At 35.0% G+C, this 17,843-nt stretch carries 14 protein-coding genes and 1 riboswitch; of the genes, 7 read left to right on the forward strand and 7 right to left on the reverse strand.

All coding sequences use genetic code 11. The annotated features are described in order from the left end of the window. Positions 1–215 precede the first annotated feature (215 nt). From VFM92_RS15890 to VFM92_RS15905, 4 genes are all read right to left on the reverse strand, one after another. Positions 216–1,769, reverse strand: a complete 1,554-nt coding sequence (locus VFM92_RS15890; RefSeq protein ID WP_325123216.1) for a M20/M25/M40 family metallo-hydrolase — start codon at positions 1,767–1,769, stop codon at positions 216–218. 269 nt (positions 1,770–2,038) lie between these two features. Next, the gene (locus tag VFM92_RS15895; protein WP_325123217.1) at positions 2,039–4,576 is read right to left on the reverse strand and encodes a DUF2309 domain-containing protein; all 2,538 of its coding nucleotides are present in this window, start codon (positions 4,574–4,576) and stop codon (positions 2,039–2,041) included. A gap of 56 nt (positions 4,577–4,632) precedes the next feature. Further along, on the reverse strand, positions 4,633–6,240 hold the full coding sequence (locus tag VFM92_RS15900; RefSeq protein ID WP_325123218.1) for a proton-conducting transporter membrane subunit: 1,608 nt from the start codon (positions 6,238–6,240) through the stop codon (positions 4,633–4,635). An 11-nt stretch (positions 6,241–6,251) separates the two neighbouring features. After that, positions 6,252–6,539: a hypothetical protein gene (locus VFM92_RS15905; protein ID WP_325123219.1), complete on the reverse strand. Its 288-nt coding sequence runs from the start codon at positions 6,537–6,539 to the stop codon at positions 6,252–6,254. A 106-nt stretch (positions 6,540–6,645) separates the two neighbouring features. On the opposite strand from VFM92_RS15905, the gene VFM92_RS15910 reads away from it, so the two are divergent. Beyond that, positions 6,646–7,542 (forward strand): LysR substrate-binding domain-containing protein, encoded by an 897-nt coding sequence (locus VFM92_RS15910; RefSeq protein ID WP_325123220.1) that lies wholly within the window; start codon positions 6,646–6,648, stop codon positions 7,540–7,542. A 192-nt stretch (positions 7,543–7,734) separates the two neighbouring features. Here the strand turns inward: VFM92_RS15910 and VFM92_RS15915 are convergent, their stop codons facing one another. Both VFM92_RS15915 and VFM92_RS15920 read right to left on the reverse strand, forming a co-directional pair. Continuing rightward, complete coding sequence (locus VFM92_RS15915; RefSeq protein ID WP_325123221.1) at positions 7,735–9,300, reverse strand: hypothetical protein; 1,566 nt, start codon at positions 9,298–9,300, stop codon at positions 7,735–7,737. Positions 9,301–9,449: 149 nt separating this feature from the next. Continuing rightward, a complete protein-coding gene (locus VFM92_RS15920; protein ID WP_325123222.1) occupies positions 9,450–10,445 on the reverse strand; it encodes an alpha/beta hydrolase family esterase in 996 nt (331 codons plus the stop codon). Between the two features lie 7 nt (positions 10,446–10,452). Further along, a riboswitch (cobalamin riboswitch) is annotated at positions 10,453–10,681 on the forward strand. A 93-nt stretch (positions 10,682–10,774) separates the two neighbouring features. Between VFM92_RS15920 and VFM92_RS15925 the strand changes: the two genes are divergently transcribed. The 6 genes from VFM92_RS15925 to VFM92_RS15950 are packed head-to-tail and all read left to right on the forward strand — an operon-like array spanning position 10,775 to position 15,997. Continuing rightward, the gene (locus VFM92_RS15925) at positions 10,775–12,661 is read left to right on the forward strand and encodes a TonB-dependent receptor (RefSeq protein ID WP_325123223.1); all 1,887 of its coding nucleotides are present in this window, start codon (positions 10,775–10,777) and stop codon (positions 12,659–12,661) included. Positions 12,662–12,663: 2 nt separating this feature from the next. Then, on the forward strand, positions 12,664–13,707 hold the full coding sequence (locus VFM92_RS15930) for a YncE family protein (protein ID WP_325123224.1): 1,044 nt from the start codon (positions 12,664–12,666) through the stop codon (positions 13,705–13,707). Further along, on the forward strand, positions 13,704–14,093 hold the full coding sequence (locus VFM92_RS15935) for an acyl-CoA thioesterase (protein ID WP_325123225.1): 390 nt from the start codon (positions 13,704–13,706) through the stop codon (positions 14,091–14,093). Before VFM92_RS15930 ends, VFM92_RS15935 begins: the two co-directional genes overlap by 4 nt. Continuing rightward, positions 14,090–14,248, forward strand: a complete 159-nt coding sequence (locus VFM92_RS15940; protein ID WP_325123226.1) for a DUF5522 domain-containing protein — start codon at positions 14,090–14,092, stop codon at positions 14,246–14,248. Before VFM92_RS15935 ends, VFM92_RS15940 begins: the two co-directional genes overlap by 4 nt. Positions 14,249–14,301: 53 nt before the next feature. After that, complete coding sequence (locus tag VFM92_RS15945; protein ID WP_325123227.1) at positions 14,302–15,288, forward strand: DUF3667 domain-containing protein; 987 nt, start codon at positions 14,302–14,304, stop codon at positions 15,286–15,288. Position 15,289: 1 nt separating this feature from the next. Beyond that, entirely contained in the window at positions 15,290–15,997 is a 708-nt protein-coding gene (locus VFM92_RS15950; protein ID WP_325123228.1) for a diphthine--ammonia ligase, read from the forward strand. Positions 15,998–16,018: 21 nt separating this feature from the next. Here the strand turns inward: VFM92_RS15950 and VFM92_RS15955 are convergent, their stop codons facing one another. Then, positions 16,019–17,776: a choice-of-anchor B family protein gene (locus VFM92_RS15955; RefSeq protein WP_325123229.1), complete on the reverse strand. Its 1,758-nt coding sequence runs from the start codon at positions 17,774–17,776 to the stop codon at positions 16,019–16,021. Between the last annotated feature and the right edge of the window lie 67 nt (positions 17,777–17,843).

Raw genomic sequence — 17,843 nt, forward strand, 5'->3', positions numbered from 1 at the left:
ACAAATTGAGAAAAGCGCCTGCCGCGGGCTCCTCGAAATTTAAGTAGCGATTTTTACAAAATCACTCCCTAAATTTCCGAGGCTCAATAACTGTTTTGTAAGCCCTGATTTAGAACTTACACAGTTTATGAGATACTCCCTCTAATTTGATAATGCAGACAGCTTTTTAAATTTTCAACCAATTTTACTTTTGAAATGTCTTTTTAGATGATAGATTAATCTTTACCCCCATCTCTTTCTGGTGACCTTGGCTCAGGCCAGGTATATGGTTCATTTGTGCGTGAGTTCATAGGCAAAACAGCTCTCTCACGAGAAGTACTTGTTTCATCTTCAGAAGCCATATAAGTCATGATGGCAGTTAAAATCGCATTATTACGAACATCATCAAATACGATTTTATCATAAGTATCTAGATTGGTATGCCATGTATAATTCCAATAACTCCAGCTCAGTGAGCTTAAAGAAAACGCAGGTGCACCAGCTGCAACAAACGAAGCATAATCTGAGCCTCCTCTTGAAGGTGTTCCTGGGAAAGTAGTTTCTATTTCATCTTTATAATCATCAGGAACCGCAGCAAGCCATCTTCCTATATAATCATAAGCATGTAAAAATCCTTGCCCAGAAATACTTACTACCCTACCTGTTCCATTATCTTGATTAAAAACCGCTTGAACATTGTCTACAATTTCGGGATGGTCTTCCACAAATGCACGTGAGCCATTCAATCCTTGCTCTTCACTGCCCCAATGCCCTATTAAAATAGTTCTTTTGGGATTTGGATATACTTTTTTCAGTATTCGAGCAGCTTCCATCATTGTAATGGTACCTGTTCCATTATCAGTTGCTCCTGTTGCACCATCCCATGAATCTAAATGTGCGGATAAAATCACATATTCCTCAGGTTTTTCAGTGCCTTTAATTTCCGCAATAGTATTGAAAGTTGGTACCGTTCCCAACTCCTTAGACTCGGCTACGATTTTTAACTTTGGAGTATTGCCACTTTCTACCAAGCGATAAATCATGCCATAATCCTCTAATGATAAATCAATTACAGGGATCTCTTTTGTGTTGGCACTGAATATTTTATTAGCTCCAAATCCGTTGGACCATCTAGATTGAATCAATCCAACCGCACCTGCATTTTCAAGTGCCTCATTTATGCTTCTATAATTATAGCCAGTAGCATTGATTTTTTCTCTCCAAGCTTCTGTTTGAGCAGAACGCTCTTCTTTCATTTTCTCAAAAGATTCTTCCTTTGCAAATTCTTCCCAATTATAATCTGGTCGACCAGTTGGCTGCGGCATAGAAATTAAAACAATTTTACCTTTCACATTTGGCAACCATTTTTGGAAAGAAATGGAATCTTCAACTTCTGGAAGCGTGATGACATCAGCTGTAACGCCTCTTTTTGAAGTGCTCGGACTCCAAGCAAGCTGCATTCCGCTTAAGCTCACCACCCGAGGTTCAATCATATCAACATGCGTGATTCCACGTTCCCAGCCTCGCCACTTTCCATATTCTTGATTTTCTGCTTCTATTCCCCATTTCTTGTAAGTGCTAACCACCCAGTCATTGGAATTTTTCATTTGAGGAGTTCCAACTAATCTAGGTCCAACAACATCCATCAATTCATGTGCAAGTGGTTCCAGTTGTGAGTTTTCCTCTCCCTCCTCCACTATGGCCTGAATGACATCTTCAGTGGACTGAGCAAATGTTATAGTGCTAGTTAAGGCACCAAACATCATAAATATTAATATTAATTTTTTCATAGGATGTTAGAATTTTATGTTTGAGCTTCAATATATCTAAACTTCACATGATTTAAGTATTCTTTTATATGTATGGATTAATTGAACTTTAGAGGAGACGAAAAGTAAAAAACCAATTTCAATATATTTGAGTATTGATTCATCCGTTTTCATAATAAGCCAAATTTGTGTCAACTTATTTTAGGACGAGACAATCGCTAAAAAAAGCCTCATTAAGTTAATAATGAGGCTTTAATAAATCACCTAAAACTAAACAAAACCTTTCTGATTTACACCAGCTCTTCAATCACTTCATTGCTTACTGATTTCAAAGATTCCTTACTTTCCTCAAGATTCACCCAACTTAAATCACCGTTATAGCGACTGGTAATTATCCCTTCATCATTCATAGCCAAAAGAAAAATCCATTGATTATCACAAAGCTGCCGTACTGAGTCATGCTTTTCTAAAATTTTAGTCATGGCCCCTTCAGGGGCATTAATTACTACATTTAACCGTAATGGTTCATGCTGATAGTTTTCTCCATCGTGAATAGATTGCATCGGTAGACCAGACCTTAAATCTCCTGCAAAGCCCTCTAGAACCCCAATTCCAGAAGTCACATTATGTAAAGTCTTATTGCCTGAACCAAAATGCTTATTGTCGACTGTGGACGCATAATATTGGAGATTTATCCAGCTAGTCACAATCATCGGAGCAGTCATAATAGCTTCCAAAACCTTAAAACCTTTATCTTCTTTCCAATTATAGGAATGTAAAAAGGAACGTCCTTCCAGATTAACTCCTCTGGTAATGGAGCGAGGCGCCACCACAAAAGAAGAACATCCTGCAAGCCCCCACTCAGGTCTTACTTGTGACCAATCATTGGCTCTTAATTTTATGAATGAGTCAACATCTTTTCCAATTTCTATATTCATTCTCAATATTCTTTCCGCACGTGTGGCTTTTCCTGCTTGTGAGATTCTCGCTTTAATGTTTTCTAAATCTTCTTCGTGAGATGCTGGAATCTGATTGGTATTGAAAAGTGATACTTCATCAGTAGTGGTGTCATGCAAACAAGCTAAAAAATAGGTTGAATCAGGAATAATTATATTTTCTTCAGCAAGCTGTTTTCTTACTTCTCTATCATTTAAGATAATGGAAGCAACTTTTGCATTTGCTTCACCTGACTGTCCCGCACATGCTCCACAATCCAAACCAGAAGCATGTGGATTATTGACTGAAGTAGAACCATGGCCAACTATCATCACAACTCTTGCAAAGTTCCCTGTTAATGACATGGCCTGAAGAGCTCCTTTTGCCATTTTCACTCTGTCCGCAAGTGGAATCCCGATTGTCAGTTCATCTGTATTGCTTTCAATATCCACTGATAAATTTTCTATCTCTTCTTTCCTAAGCCCATTTTTTTGCGGATGCGGAACAGGTCTGGTTATTCCATAAGAATCGGTAAAAAGTTTAGGTAGTAAAGACAATCCAATGGGACTCACAAAGCCAAAAGAACTGATAGCGCTTGATTTAAAGGATTTCCATGAGTAATTGAATAATCTGTTCAGCTTTCTTTTTAAAATTACTTTCTCGTGCTGTTCTTTATTTAGTATTTTTTCCTTCACAATGTAGCCAGATGGAATTAATGCCGGACATTGGTCATATCCTTGGTCATGTCCAATTTTCCTAACATTTATAGGGAATCCAAAGAAGCCTGCGAAACCTAGCGTATCAATTTCTGGAGCAATTGATTCTAAATTTCTACGATATACTTCTGATCTAACATCAATACAGAAAACAGCTTGGACTTTAGGTTCTTTTCTTTTTTGAGTTGAGGAAATCCGTTTTTTAAACTTCCCTATTAAGTGTCTTTGAGCTGTTAAATCATATGCTTCCTGTAAAAGGAGCAAATCATTTAAAGCAGAATCTGCAGTCTCTGATTCATCATATTTTAGCATTCTTTCTTTAGCTTTTTTCCACTGACTTTCCAGAAGTGGATTTCTTAAAGCATTATATATACCATATTCCCAACAGATTAAAACACTTAAAAATTGAGCTAATTTTTCTTCATTTCTCCCATATCGCTTACTATCCCAATCAAAATGTGCAATGTAGGATGACCAGCCTCCTACCCTTAGCAACAAACTGTGCAAATAAATTGGTAGTGCCTTTTCTTCCACTTCCAAATGATAAAGCGCAATAGCTACGGCTTCCATATGATTATCTGGCAGTTCTTTTATCAGCTTATGAAATCCCTTTAGCCCCATCAAAGTGGGTGACCGGTTGGTTTCAGCTTCAATTTTCCATGCAGTAAATAAACCCAGAGTTTGTCCCTCCTCTTTCCACTGCCCTTGAGCTTCATCAAAATATGAGGAAGCCCAGGAAGAAATGGAGTCAATCATAAAATCGGGCCAGTCAGCAGTGCTTATTTTCTTTGCTACTTCCGCAACTGTATTTACTTTTGAAGTTTCACTATTTTGAAGGCCTTTCCTTTTCAGTTCTTCAATAAAAGAATGTGCATCTTTATATTGATGCGCTGCTTTCCTATCAAGTGTGATTTCTAAATCTTCGATTGTTATTTTATGCTCCTCAATTGCTTTAAGATAATAATCTAAAGGCATTGTAGATTGAATTCCATCTGTTAAAGATAATGTATGAGCTACAGAATCGAATCCTTGATCGCTTAAACCCAAATATGGGTTTACGGCTACGAAATTCTCCAAAGGCCAAAGAGGTGCAATTTTTTTGGAAGCATGAAGTAAAGCTTCCCTAATTATATTCCTATTCAATTTTATCTGAGAATTCTTGATATTATTTAACATTTTCGATTGTTTAAATACACAAAATTTGCTTTAAATTATTAGGGAATCTGCTTCCCTTAATCATATCCCTTTACAATCTTTGCATTAGAACTTCTCGCTTGAATATACAAAGCACCCACAAAGCGATCGTACAGTACATTAGCATACAGTCCATTTCTGAAATGAATAGACCATTTTCTCCATATAGTTGATTTTTTTAGAAGTGGCGAAAAGATTTGAATAAGTACTAATCCTGCGAAAATAATGAGCCAAAAGAATAATAAGATGATAACTCCTGTAGATGGCTGACTAATTACCGGAATTTGAGTTTTCAAAATAGCGCCCATTAGCGTTTCCAAACTGAAAAATGCTAAAGCCACAACTGTAGCCATTAGCATCACCCTTGGAATTAATTTTCTGCTATTTAACGAATCCAGTGAAGTTCCAATGAGCAAGGATAATCCCATCACGATGATGCAACTTATCACCAATAATGACAATTCCTCTACTGGATTAACTCCCCACAACAGAGCCAAACTTCCAAAAATGATAAAAGCCAGAACTATACTTATAATAAGGATAATCGGATTAGCCTTTCTTCCAGGCAATAAAACCTTAGATGCTCTTTTTACATCTATTACACTTCCTGAAGAAAGAAATGCATGTGCTTTATAAAATGAATGAGCTACTAAGTGTAACATGGCAGCAGCATAAACACCAAAACCACATAAAAGTAGACTAAATCCCATATGAGATATGCTCGAATAACCAAGGGCGGTTTTTACAGAAGGCTGAGTGAGATAAGCAACTGAACCAAATAAAGCTGTAAACCCACCAAATAGTATTAAAATAATTGGTGCATAAGTAGTATCCATCATTATAAAGGACATTCTTGCCACTAAAAATGGACCTGCGTTCAATAGACCAGCGTGGAGCAAAGCAGAAACGGGCGTAGGAGTTTCCATCACCTCAACTAACCAGCCTTGAGTAGGAAACAAGGCAGATTTTAAGATGGCGGCCAAAACAATAAAAATAGCCGCTAATTCAATAGCAAATGGTAAGGTAATGACCATATTTTTAGCACCAATTACTATTTCCTCTAGATTACCAGTCCCAAAATAATTATAAATCAGCATCACCGCTCCCAATAGAAACAAATCGCTTAAGCGAGCCGCAATAAATTTTTTCCTTGCGGCTAATTTAGATCTGCGCCTTTCTGAATAAAAAACAAGCAATCGATGTAAAGCGATACTCGTTAAAACCCATGCAATCCATAAAATCCCTAAATTTCCTGCAAGCACTAACAATTGTACGGAAGCGATGGTCGCAGCAAGCTGACCTAAAAAAATACCCTGCCGTTTGTCTCCATCCATATAATTGAAACTAAACCTCATTACAATGAAACTAATGAGATTAATCATGCTGAAAATAAGTACACTTAACGCATCCAGTCGAAGTGAAAAGCCTATATTATTATAATCAAGACTTTTACTTTCCAACAAACCAAATTGATAAACTATACCGCAACTCACTAAAGCCATTATTAACGCCAAAGTAATTGAGATTTTGCTCAGCACTATCAATTTATAAGGTCGAAAACCTGGCAAAAACCATGATGAAATGGCAACGGTAGCAAAAAATAGTGGAGAAATTAAAACCGATAGTATAAGTAAGTCAGTGTTCATCTGTAACAGAATTATATTAATTCAATAGATATATTGGACTTTAACCTTACCGTTTTACCTTCTTTTTTGGCTGTGTTTATTAATTCCAACATTTGCTCTCTACTTTTTCTCAATTCTTCCATTCTTTGCACTGATTCTTCATCAGGTTTTCCAAATCTCTCTTGTGAACTAAAATTCCTGAAATTGTGAAAATTAATTTTCTGCTTGATAAGATTGAAAATGATCTCTTTTGCGTCACTGGCTGAATACTCTCCTCTCATTAAGGCTTCCGTTTGATTTTTATTTAATGTTTTTTCCATAATTATTGATTTTGTTTAATGCTCTTAAAATTTATTTCTACAAATTTGAAAAACATTATTCATATATTTTTATTTATATATTTTATATGAATCATAAATTATTATTATGAACTACACTATTCATCAGCTGCAGATTTTTCTTAAAGTGGTACAGAAACTTAGTATCACAAAAGCTTCTGAAGAGCTCTTTATGTCACAGCCAGCGGTATCAATCCAGCTAAAAAACTTTCAAGACCAATTTGATATACCATTGTATGAGATTGTTGGAAGAAAATTGTTCATAACAGATTTTGGTAATGAAATTGCCAAAATTGCGGAGAGGGTAATAGAAGAATTAAATAGCATTAATTATAAGACAGAAGCCTATAATGGAATGATGACTGGGAAATTAAAGATTTCCTCAGCATCAACAGGGAAATATGTAATGCCTTACTTTCTAGAAGAATTTTTGTCCAAAAACCCTGGTATTGATTTGGTATTAGATGTTACCAATAAAACTAAAGTCATTCAAAGCTTAAAAAATAATGAAATTGATTTTGCTCTCGTAAGTGTGCTTCCCGATTTGTTAGATGTTGAAGAAGAACTATTGATTGATAATAAATTGTATTTAGTCAGCAATGATTCAAACCCGGATGATTCGAAACCACTAATATACAGGGAAGAAGGATCAGCCACGAGAACTGCTATGGAGCATTATTATGGTACACACAATTCAAAGATTAGAAAGAGATTAGAATTAACATCTAATGAAGCCATAAAACAGGCGGTTATTGCAGGGCTAGGGAATTCTATTATGCCTCTAATTGGTATCAAAAATGAACTATTAAATAAACAACTACATATTTTACCAACAAAGGACTTACCTGTTATATCAAAATGGAGATTAATTTGGTTAAAGGGCAAAAGAATTTCACCAGTTTCTCAAGCTTACCTTGATTTTATTAAGCTGAATAAAAATGAAATCCTTAATAAGAAATTCAGGTGGTATCAAGAATATAAATAGCTAAACTAAATATATCAATAAAGATAGATTCAATCAGTAATTTTATATAGACTTATTCAATAAATCATTCACTTCATATTTACTTAGATTATCTTTACCAATACATTTTTTAATCTAGTTACAAGATAAAAGTTGTTAGTACTTCTATAATACATAAAAGAATTCAATTCTTTTATTTCAAAGCAGCTTCAATTAAAATGAATATCTGTAGAGAGTCGATCGAAGTCCGTCATAATCGCTGCTAACGATTATCAATTTGCGGTTTTCAATAAACTTGGCATCATCTCTTGGAATTGGGATTTCTTTGATAAAAGATTGGTCATCAACATTAAAAAATCCTTCATAACCGAAAGCAAGTTGTCCATCAGGAGATACATCCATGATAACAGCTTCCCTGCCTTCATTTTGAAATACACCTATCCACTCTAATTCAGAATTCATAATGATATGATGCCAAAATAGCTTTCCATTTCTAAAGAAAATGAAATTTGTTAGGATACCTGTTCCAATTTTTCTCACCTGATTTGAAAAGGTATCGTTTGCAGTTGAAAATTTGTAAATAGTAGCAGAAGATAAATGCTCCACATGATAAATAGTATTAGTTTCAGCGTCAATAGTGAATTCCCCCCAGAAATAACTGGAATACGCTGGTGCAATCTCGGTATTGTAAGCAAGCACGTATTCATTTTCCAGATCTACTATTCTAAATTCAGAACTACAACTGCAATATCGACCGGGATATATTTTATAATACAATCTATTATTACTTCCCACTTCAATTTTATCAATCGGTTCGTACACTGAAATAGTGGATACCTCATTGAAACCATCCAATGCTATTTTATGAATCGTATTTCTAGTCGCAGCGTATAGAAATTGATTATCTGCTGAAATGGTAAAATCCACGAATCTTTCAGAAGTTAGAATTCTTTGTTGCACCTCAAGATTGTCCCCATCAATTAAGGTAATTCCATAGCCATCTTCTAGGTTATCATCTAAATCTTTAGGTGCAACTAGGCCATAAACAACTTGACGTTCCTGATCAACCTCTATTTTAAGCAATGGGAAATCTAAATAATTGAAAAAACCTGGCTCTGCAGAAATAATATTAGTTGGAACATGGTCTCGATCGTCCAGCAATATTCTTACTTGATAATAATATTCTCTTCCTACACGAGCAGTAGAATCTACAAATACAGTATCATTTGGATTAGTGGTGGTGTAAATAGGATCGTCAAAATCGAGACTATAAGTATTTCTGGATCTATAAAACTCATACCCTGCAAAGCTATTGATGCTTACCTTATCCCATGAGAATGTTATAGATTTGTCAGTTCTATTTAAAGTATCCAGTTTACTTAAATTAAAAATTGTAACTTTTTCCTCTACAACAGAATCAATTTCATTAAAAACTTTGAAGCTAATTTCATGGATATTTCTTGATAAATTGTCCAGTTCAAATGAAACATAATCGTTTGGATTGATAGCGCTTTCCTTTAGCAACCCATCGACAGAACTTGTCCATTCAGCTCTCAGACTAGATTCCTCCTTTTCCGGTTCGCCAAATAAGTAACCGATAAATTTTACAGATTCTCCAGGCATCATTATGGATCCATCTTGGGGTGAACTAATTTGAATGCGTAATGAATCCAAAGAAGTGAAAGAAGGTTCGGGTTCTGGTTCTTCAGGATTACAAGAAGAAAATAGCGTAATCAAAATTACAAAAAGTATGAAAAAAGGAGGTTTTAAATTATCCATTTAGAAATCTTTGTGGTTGATTTTTTAATATTTTATAAAAGTAGTTGCAAAGCACCTACTTATCCAAAAAAACTAAACCCCAAATCCGTACATATTTTAAATTTAATCCACCCTGTGCTGACTTTGAAATAGCGTTTATTTTTTAACTTTTAGAAAGACGCACTAAAAAATTCCCAAATCACGTCATTAGCATTCAAACTAGTAGCGTTCTCCCCTACCACAGCAAATGGCAGCGAAGACTCCGATCCTGGCCAATGGTGACCGTGACCTATTAATGCCAACATTTTTAATTGTTCACTTTCTGTGCAATCAAATTGGTAGGTTCTAATATCTTGTTGAGTATCAGTTGTAAATCCGTTTTCACAACTTAGCAGATCTGTCCATGGCAAAATCATTTCCTCCACATCAGGCTTTGTGCCAATATAAGTATTGCCAATAAAAATATCGCCACCTTCAAATGGATTCAAAGGATCCTCTGTCCCAGTAATATAGAGAAGGCGTGGAGGATTCGTATCGGGCACTAATTGTTGCATCCAATCCGAACCTGCAACTGGAGCTACCGCTTCAAATACATTGGGCAACTCTCTCGCCAATCTAAAAGTCATACTTGAGCCATTAGAAAACCCAGTAGCAAAAATCATATCATTGTCAATTGAAAGAGTGTCTTTCATTTTAAAAATCAAAGACTCTATAAAGCCTACATCATCTACTTGCCTGACTACTGCACCAATACTTGTCCTTTCTGAACCATCGTTCCAAGTTTGGGGGTTGGTATTGAAGCTGGCTGATGATTCCATATCATTACGACTACCATCTGGAAAAACCGCAATAAATTTTTGTTCATCAGCCGTTGCAAGCCAATTATCATTTTCGATTACTAAATCCGCAGTTCCTCCTCCACCGTGCAAAATTAGAACCAGTGGGTAAACTCGATTTTCATCAAAACCCTCCGGAATATAAACTGTATATGTTCTATCTAATCCATCATGGGCTAAAGTCATTTGATGGATACCAGATTCCCAATTATCAGTTTCAGGCTCCAATATTCTTTGGCATGAAAATGAGCCTACTAAAATCATCCAGGAAATAATAATTCGATAATTCATTTCTAAATATAAATATATTCCTTTGCTAATAATCACCATTTCTCTACATTTGCAATAGAATTATGGTTTCTGATGGATTTCATTCCTTCAGAATTAAAAGGGAATTCGGTGCTTGGTTTTAATTTTTGAATCCAATATTCCGAAACTGTCCCCGCAACTGTAAGTCCATTTTTAAGTGAATTGTAATACCCTTGCCACTGTCAATCTTCTGGTTGACGGGAAGGCCGCAACTTCACAGGACGAGTCAGGAGACCTGCCATAGCTCATAATTGATTTCGACTTTCGGGTGAAAGGTCAGGAATGTACGAAAGCTATAAGCTAACTTTTTTACATCTGATTTTGACCGTGGTCGCATTAAACTAAATTTTATGCGATTAGGTACACTATTTTTATTGCTGTGGTTCACAAATGGACTAATAGCACAAGGCCATCAGGACAGTATTCCTGTGTTGGAGGAAATCTCTGTGCAAGGCAGTTTTGAAAAACAATTTCTGCCTGGCAACACAATCATTTTGCCCAAAATAAAAACTTTAAATTTCTACAATGGTGATAATATCAGTGAAATTTTAAGGCAAAATAGCAGTATCTACTTCAAAGAATATGGAAATGGAATGCTCACAACCATTTCTTTCCGAGGAACCAACGCTAGTCAAACTGCAGTACTCTGGGAAAATTTTAATATCAACAGCTTTACTTTAGGCCAAACAGATTTTTCATTGTTGCCTTCTCAGGCTATTTCTGAAATTTCTATTATACCCGGAAGCGGCAGCAGCATGGGAGGAAGTGGTGCATTTGGAGGAGCCGTATTACTAGAAAATCCACTTTCTTTCAACTCAAGAAATAAACTTTCAATTGGGCAGCAAATCGGCAGCTTTGGACAGCTAAATAGTTATTTGAATGCAAATGGTAGTGTCGGAAAATGGGCTTATGACACCAAAATTTACTGGGGAAAAGCTGAAAATGATTTTGAAATTTTGCAAACGGGTGAAAAACAAGAAAATGCAAGTTTTGAACGCTGGGGAGTAAACCAAAGTATTGGTTATAAAATTAATAATGCTGAAAAGCTAAAACTGGCCATTTGGTACAATGACAATTTCCGAGAAATACAACCCTCCATTGGATCCACCAGAGATATTAACAAACAAAGTGATTATAATGTCAGAACTTATCTTAACTATGAGAGAATAGGTGAAAAAAGCAGCTTGAATATCGGATCAGGCTACTTCATGGACGAAATGGATTATCAGTTAGATCAAGCTATTTCCTATTACAAAGTGGATAGATGGGAAAGTTTTACTGATTACAAGTTTTATTACTCCTCTAAACATCAAGTAAAACTATCAGGTAGGTATAATTATATTAATGCAAAAAATCAAAATTACGATGGCGGAGGTGCTATTGAGGAACGGTACAGCTTAGCTGCATTATTTGAAGGAAAAATTTGGAAAGGAATGGATTATGCAGTTCATTTCAGACAACAACTAGTGCCGGGTGTTAATATTCCAATTTCTCCTTATATCGGAATTTCTAATCAAATGTGGGGTACAGAAAATCATCGGCTTTATCTAAAACTTAATACTTCTTATAATTACAGACTGCCCACCTTAAATGATAGATTTTGGAATGAAGACGGAAATCCAAGGCTAAATTCAGAAACCGCTTGGAATAAAGAATTTTCTATTCAGTCCAACCATAAATGGGATAAAACCAACGCAAATTTTTCGGTTACCGCTTACCACAATGAAGTAGATAACTGGATTCAGTGGGTGCCAGATGAAAATAATCAGTGGAGGCCTCAAAATATTAAACAGGTCTTGGCTAAGGGAATTGAAACCCAACTAGGAATTCAATTACCATTAGCGAATGATTTCAAATTCGAAACTGACTTACAGTATAGCTTTACACAATCAATTGTTACTGCTTCTGAAAATAATCAAAGGGAAGTTGGTAATCAATTAATATATACTCCTTTACATAAAGCGAATTTTTCTGCATCGATTTCATGGAAACGTTTTTCCTTAGACACTTTCCAGCAACTAACAGGAAGAGTTTTTACGACTCCTTCAAATTCAGAAGTATTCGCTCTTCAGCCTTTTTTGCTATCTGATTTGGGATTAAGCTGGAAGTCATCAAACTGGCTTCTATCGACCAAAGTGAAAAATTTATTCAATACAGAATATTATCTCTATTCTGGCTATGCCATGCCAGGTAGAAATTACCAATTCAATATAACCCATACATTTAACATTAAATAAGCATGACTAAAAATTATTCAAATTTACTAGTACTATTCTCACTTCTATTTATTTTTTCAGCTTGTGAAGATTCAGAAGATATTAATTTCAAAACGGCTGGTGTTTATATTTTCCATGAAGGAGGTTTTGGCAGCAATAATGCCACTATAGGAAGTTATGATCCTGAAACTTTGGAATACAACCCTAATTTATATGGAGGCCAGAATAGTGGTTTTGTGGGAGATGTTCAGCAGAATATTCTAGTTGACAACGGAACCATTTATAGTGTCCTAAATGGAAGTAATTCCATCGAAATTATGGGATCAAATTTAAAATCAGAAGGAGAAATTAGCTTTCCAGAATTAGACAAACCTAGAGATATAGCAGTGGCTGGAAATTTAGCTTACATTGCTAATTGGGGTCCTTACGACCAAAATTTCTCATTATTTGCCAGTGAAATATTCGTAGTGGATTTAAGTACTAATTCTCTTATTGAGCGAATCGAAGTGCAGGAGTATCCAGAGCATCTTTTCATAAAAAATAACCAATTAATTGTAAGTCATTCCAGTTTTGACGGAAGCATAAGTGAAATTTCAATTATCAACCTGAACAACCTGCAAGTGGAACAAACCATTGCCCTTCCCAACGGACCGCAAGAAATTGTTGAAGATGAAAATGGAAGCATTTGGATCGTTTGCACTAGCGGAAGTTTAATACAGCTAAATGCATCTCTAACTAGTATTGAAAATCGAATAGATTTAGATGGTGAGGTTTTGGGAGATATTGATGTTGACGGAAATTCTATCTATTTCTACTCTGCTAATGAAATTTCATTTCTAAATACTGCAGACAATACAGTTTCAAATACTGGTATTGAGGTGGAGATGCAAACACCCTATGCTTTTGCTGTAGATCCAGTTTCAGGAGATTTTTATTTAGGTGATGCTTTAGACTATTCGAGTGAAGGCTTGATGATTAGATACAGCAATGAAGGTGAATTATTAGATATGTTCCCATCAGGCATTATTCCGACACAATTTACATTTAATATCGAAAGAGATAGATGATTGAAAATAAAGAAAATAAAATAAATAACGCAATCACTAAAGTAACTAAGGCAGTTTTTCCAAATACAACTAATCATTATGATACGTTATTTGGAGGAACTGCCCTCCAATGGATGGACGAAGTGGCATTTATTACGGCCACTCGTTATTCCAGACAAAAAATGGTGACGGTGAGCAGCGATAAAATAGATTTCAACAAAGCTATTCCGGCTGGAACGATAGTTGAATTAATTGGACAAGTTGAGAAAATTGGCAATACTAGTTTGGAAGTAAGAGTAGATGTATTTACCGAGGAAATGTATTCCAATCATAGAGAAAAATCTATTTCTGGTCGTTTCACCATGGTCGCTATAGATGAAAACAAAAAACCAATTTCTATTTTATGAGGGCAAATGATATAAAAATAAAGCCAGAAGATTTTTATGTGGAAAATGGTTTTTTCGTATTTACAGAAAAATACCATCTGAAAAGAGGCTATTGCTGCGGGAATAAATGCAGGCACTGTCCTTATCAATTTAAAAATGTCAAAGAAAAAAAATAGCCCAAACTTTAAGAATATTTTTTACTTTCGCAGCAACCTAACCGAAAGCTAGATTGAAAAACAAACTTACGAACTGCCTGAATTGTGGTGAAAATTTGGACAATACACAAAATTATTGCCCGAATTGTGGTCAAGAAAATTCTGATAAAAAATTACCCCTAGGAGTCTTTCTGAAAGATTTTATTTCTAATTATTTAAGTTTTGACACCATATTATTCAAAACCTTAAAACCCTTCGTTTTCAAGCCTGGCAAACTGACTAAAGCGTTCAATAAGGGGAAAAGAAGGAAATACATTAATCCTATCAGGTTATATTTAATTTTTTCTCTATTCTATTTCTTTATGATTAGTCTCACTGTACCCAAGGATTACATAGATTCTAGCTTGCAGGCCATGGTTAATAATAAAGATATTTTTGACTCGGTAAAAGTAGAGGATTTAGACAGCTCAACAGTAGAACAGCTAATTTTAAAAGCCAGAAACAATAAAGCCAAACTAAAAAACAATATTCCTGATGATAATTGGGCTACTTTAAAGTACTGGGCTAATGATGAGTCACTCAGCGATGAAGAATTTGAAAAGAATATTCAAAGTGTCGGTTTGAACCTAAAAGAAATTGATACTGCCTATAAAAGAGGTTTTATCGCCAATTCATCTATGTTCACTTATCAGGCAATTAGAAATTTGCCCATAATGATGTTTTTCTTTCTACCCATTTTTGCATTTATACTTCACCTCCTTTTCATGAAGAAAAGGTTTTATATAGAACACCTCATTCATGGTTTGCATTTGCATGCATTTGCTTATTTTATTTATGGGCTGGCAATACTTTTAATGAGCCTTTTTTCTATAGGAGAAGGATGGCTCATATTCTTAAGCTTTATCTGGGTAAGCACTTACACCCTTTTTTCAATCAAAAGACTATATCAAAACAGCTGGTCAAAATCTATATTTAAATTCTTTACTTTAGGATTTCTTTATTTAATCCTCTTATTAGTTGGATTCATTTGTGAACTGTACATTTCATTTTTAACCCTCTGATATGAAAAAGAAAATTGCTGTAAGTTGGAGTGGAGGAAAAGATGCATGCCTAGTATTGTATTATTTAATTCAGTCTCAAGATTATGAAGTAGACCATCTTCATACCGTAATTGGAGAAGAAACCAACAGAGTGGGCATGCACGGTATAAAAAAGGAATTGATAGAAGCTCAATCAAAAGCATTAAATATCCCAATCAAAATCAGCTATTTACCATCTGATAAAAGCAATAAATCCTATGAGCAAGTAATGCGTGAATATGCCGAATACTGTAAATCTAAAAATATCGACTCTATAGCTTTTGGAGATATATTTCTTGAAGATTTAAAGCAGTACAGAGAAGAAAAAATGGGTGAATCAGGTATAAAATGTATTTTTCCATTATGGGAAAAATCCACTAAAAATGTGATAAATGAGTTTTTAGATTTAGGTTTTAAAACCAAAATTTGTGCTGCTGATGCTTCAAAAGTAAAGAAGAGCATAGTCGGGCAAACTATAACAAAAGAACTTATAAATCAATTACCTACAACTGTTGATCCTTGCGGAGAAAACGGTGAATTTCACACCTTTGTGTATGATGGCTCTTTATTTCAAACAGCAATTCAAATCAGTTTACGATCCATTCATTCAAGTTTTTATGAATATGAAATTGAGGAGAATGGCACTAAGAAGAATATAAAAAGCGAATTTTATTTCGCTGAATTCGACTGAGTTACTTTTTCATCGGAAATCTTAGTTTTTTATAATTTTCTTTAAATGCGTATCCCCATCTGTGGTTTTAAAAATGATGAAATACATTCCTGCTTTCCAGTCGATTGTATTAATTATTCTTTTAGAGATGGAGGACATAGAATCTTCCAAAATGGTCCTTCCAGCTAAATTAATTACTTTAATTGAGGTGATATTTGAATTTTCATCTACTTCAATCTGAAATTTCTCTCTAACTGGATTTGGATAAAGTGAAACGTATTGCTTTAATTTTTCATCAGCATCTAACACAAAATCTTCACCTAAGTTGTCAGATGTAAAGCTAGTTGCTACACTACCATCTGCTAAAGTGACTTTGCATCTAAATCTTACCTCGGTTTCTCGAGCCTCAGAATTCGTTTCTATCCAAAGTTCAGAAGTATTAACATTGGAATAAATACTTCCTGCTGTTAGGTCAGAATAAATTCCGTCTTGAATTTGTTGCCACTGATAGCTCTCAATATCAAAGCTTTCATCAACCTTAATACTAATTTTCACCCTCTCTGCCTCAGAAACAATTTCAGGATGAGTTATAATTACGTCTTTTATATTCAATTGAACCAAAAATAACCCGCTGTTGATATCACTTATCCCTATTATTCCACTTTCAAAATAAGGATAATTACTCCAGCTTCCATCAAAGCCTCTGTTATCATTAGGAGGATATGTATCAAATGAAGCTAATTCCCTCAAATTACCTTCTGCAATTCTGGAACCATCTAAAACCACCAATCCGCTCGTATAATTAGATTGAAATATCATATTATCTTTAGTATAAAGATTGTGGTCAATAGATGCATTTTCAGCGTAATATTGCGTAAGTAATTTTGGACTATCCAAATCTCTCACATCCCAAATTAGCGTTCGTGTATTGAATCCAATATTTCGTTCATCTAATTCGTCATTTGAAATGAAATATTGTTGGTCTTCAGTTAACCAACCTTGATGAGCATATTGCGATTGGGGATAACCAATTTTTGAAATGAGGCTAGTACTAGCCTTATCATCCACATTCGCAATGGTTATGGTATTTTCATTAGCGTTAAAACAAATTTCTTTACCCTGATAATCTGTATCTGGCCCATTATAAACCACACATTGTGCGTCATGAGTATACCCATCTACATCAAAACATCCTGCAAAAACTGGATTTTTAGGATCCTGAATGTTTACAATATGCAATCCACCTTGGCCACAATTATTTGCAGCCCCCCTTGCTCCCACTATGTAAGCAAAACCAGTCTCTTCATTTATTACAATATTATGAGCACTCGATACTCCATCATAAACAGCATCACTTTCAAAAGTAATAGGAGAATCAGTTGCATCTCTTAAGCGAGTTAAATCAAAAACCTGCATTCCATGTCCGTTATTATTATCAGCTACGACAAATGCATGGTTTTCATAAACTTTAACATCCCTCCAAGGGCTGGAATTTCCTGATTCACTAGGCATTCTCCCAATAATTATCGGATTTGATGGTTCGCTAATATCTATAAAAACGACTCCATTTGTTTGACCCATAAGCACATATTCTATTCCGCTAATAGGATCAGTCCAACCCCAAATATCATTTCCTTCCACGCCTCCTTCTCCCGCTAAATCAAAATTATCTAAATGAGCAACCATGTCAATCTGATTACACGGAAAACCTGCCGCAGAGGCATTTTCACAGGGCGTTTGTGAAATAACTTGAAAGCAAACAAAGGATAAAATACTGACGGAAAATAAAAATCTGGTCATCGATAGTTTTTTAATTAATTGTACGATGTAATTGGCTGAATGATCAATATTTCGGGGTAATTCTTTT

It is taken from the genome of Marivirga sp. (assembly GCF_035704835.1).
GTDB lineage: Bacteria > Bacteroidota > Bacteroidia > Cytophagales > Cyclobacteriaceae > Marivirga.

Bases quoted from the DNA above. Each gene is read 5' to 3' on its own strand.
- VFM92_RS15930 (WP_325123224.1), top strand. From the start codon at position 12,664: ATGACTAAAAATTATTCAAATTTACTAGTACTATTCTCACTTCTATTT.
- VFM92_RS15925 (WP_325123223.1), top strand. From the start codon at position 10,775: ATGCGATTAGGTACACTATTTTTATTGCTGTGGTTCACAAATGGACTA.
- VFM92_RS15895 (WP_325123217.1), bottom strand. From the start codon at position 4,576: ATGTTAAATAATATCAAGAATTCTCAGATAAAATTGAATAGGAATATA.
- VFM92_RS15905 (WP_325123219.1), bottom strand. From the start codon at position 6,539: ATGGAAAAAACATTAAATAAAAATCAAACGGAAGCCTTAATGAGAGGA.
- VFM92_RS15935 (WP_325123225.1), top strand. From the start codon at position 13,704: ATGATTGAAAATAAAGAAAATAAAATAAATAACGCAATCACTAAAGTA.
- VFM92_RS15950 (WP_325123228.1), top strand. From the start codon at position 15,290: ATGAAAAAGAAAATTGCTGTAAGTTGGAGTGGAGGAAAAGATGCATGC.
- VFM92_RS15915 (WP_325123221.1), bottom strand. From the start codon at position 9,300: ATGGATAATTTAAAACCTCCTTTTTTCATACTTTTTGTAATTTTGATT.
- VFM92_RS15890 (WP_325123216.1), bottom strand. From the start codon at position 1,769: ATGAAAAAATTAATATTAATATTTATGATGTTTGGTGCCTTAACTAGC.
- VFM92_RS15920 (WP_325123222.1), bottom strand. From the start codon at position 10,445: ATGGTGATTATTAGCAAAGGAATATATTTATATTTAGAAATGAATTAT.
- VFM92_RS15900 (WP_325123218.1), bottom strand. From the start codon at position 6,240: ATGAACACTGACTTACTTATACTATCGGTTTTAATTTCTCCACTATTT.
- VFM92_RS15940 (WP_325123226.1), top strand. From the start codon at position 14,090: ATGAGGGCAAATGATATAAAAATAAAGCCAGAAGATTTTTATGTGGAA.
- VFM92_RS15910 (WP_325123220.1), top strand. From the start codon at position 6,646: ATGAACTACACTATTCATCAGCTGCAGATTTTTCTTAAAGTGGTACAG.
- VFM92_RS15955 (WP_325123229.1), bottom strand. From the start codon at position 17,776: ATGACCAGATTTTTATTTTCCGTCAGTATTTTATCCTTTGTTTGCTTT.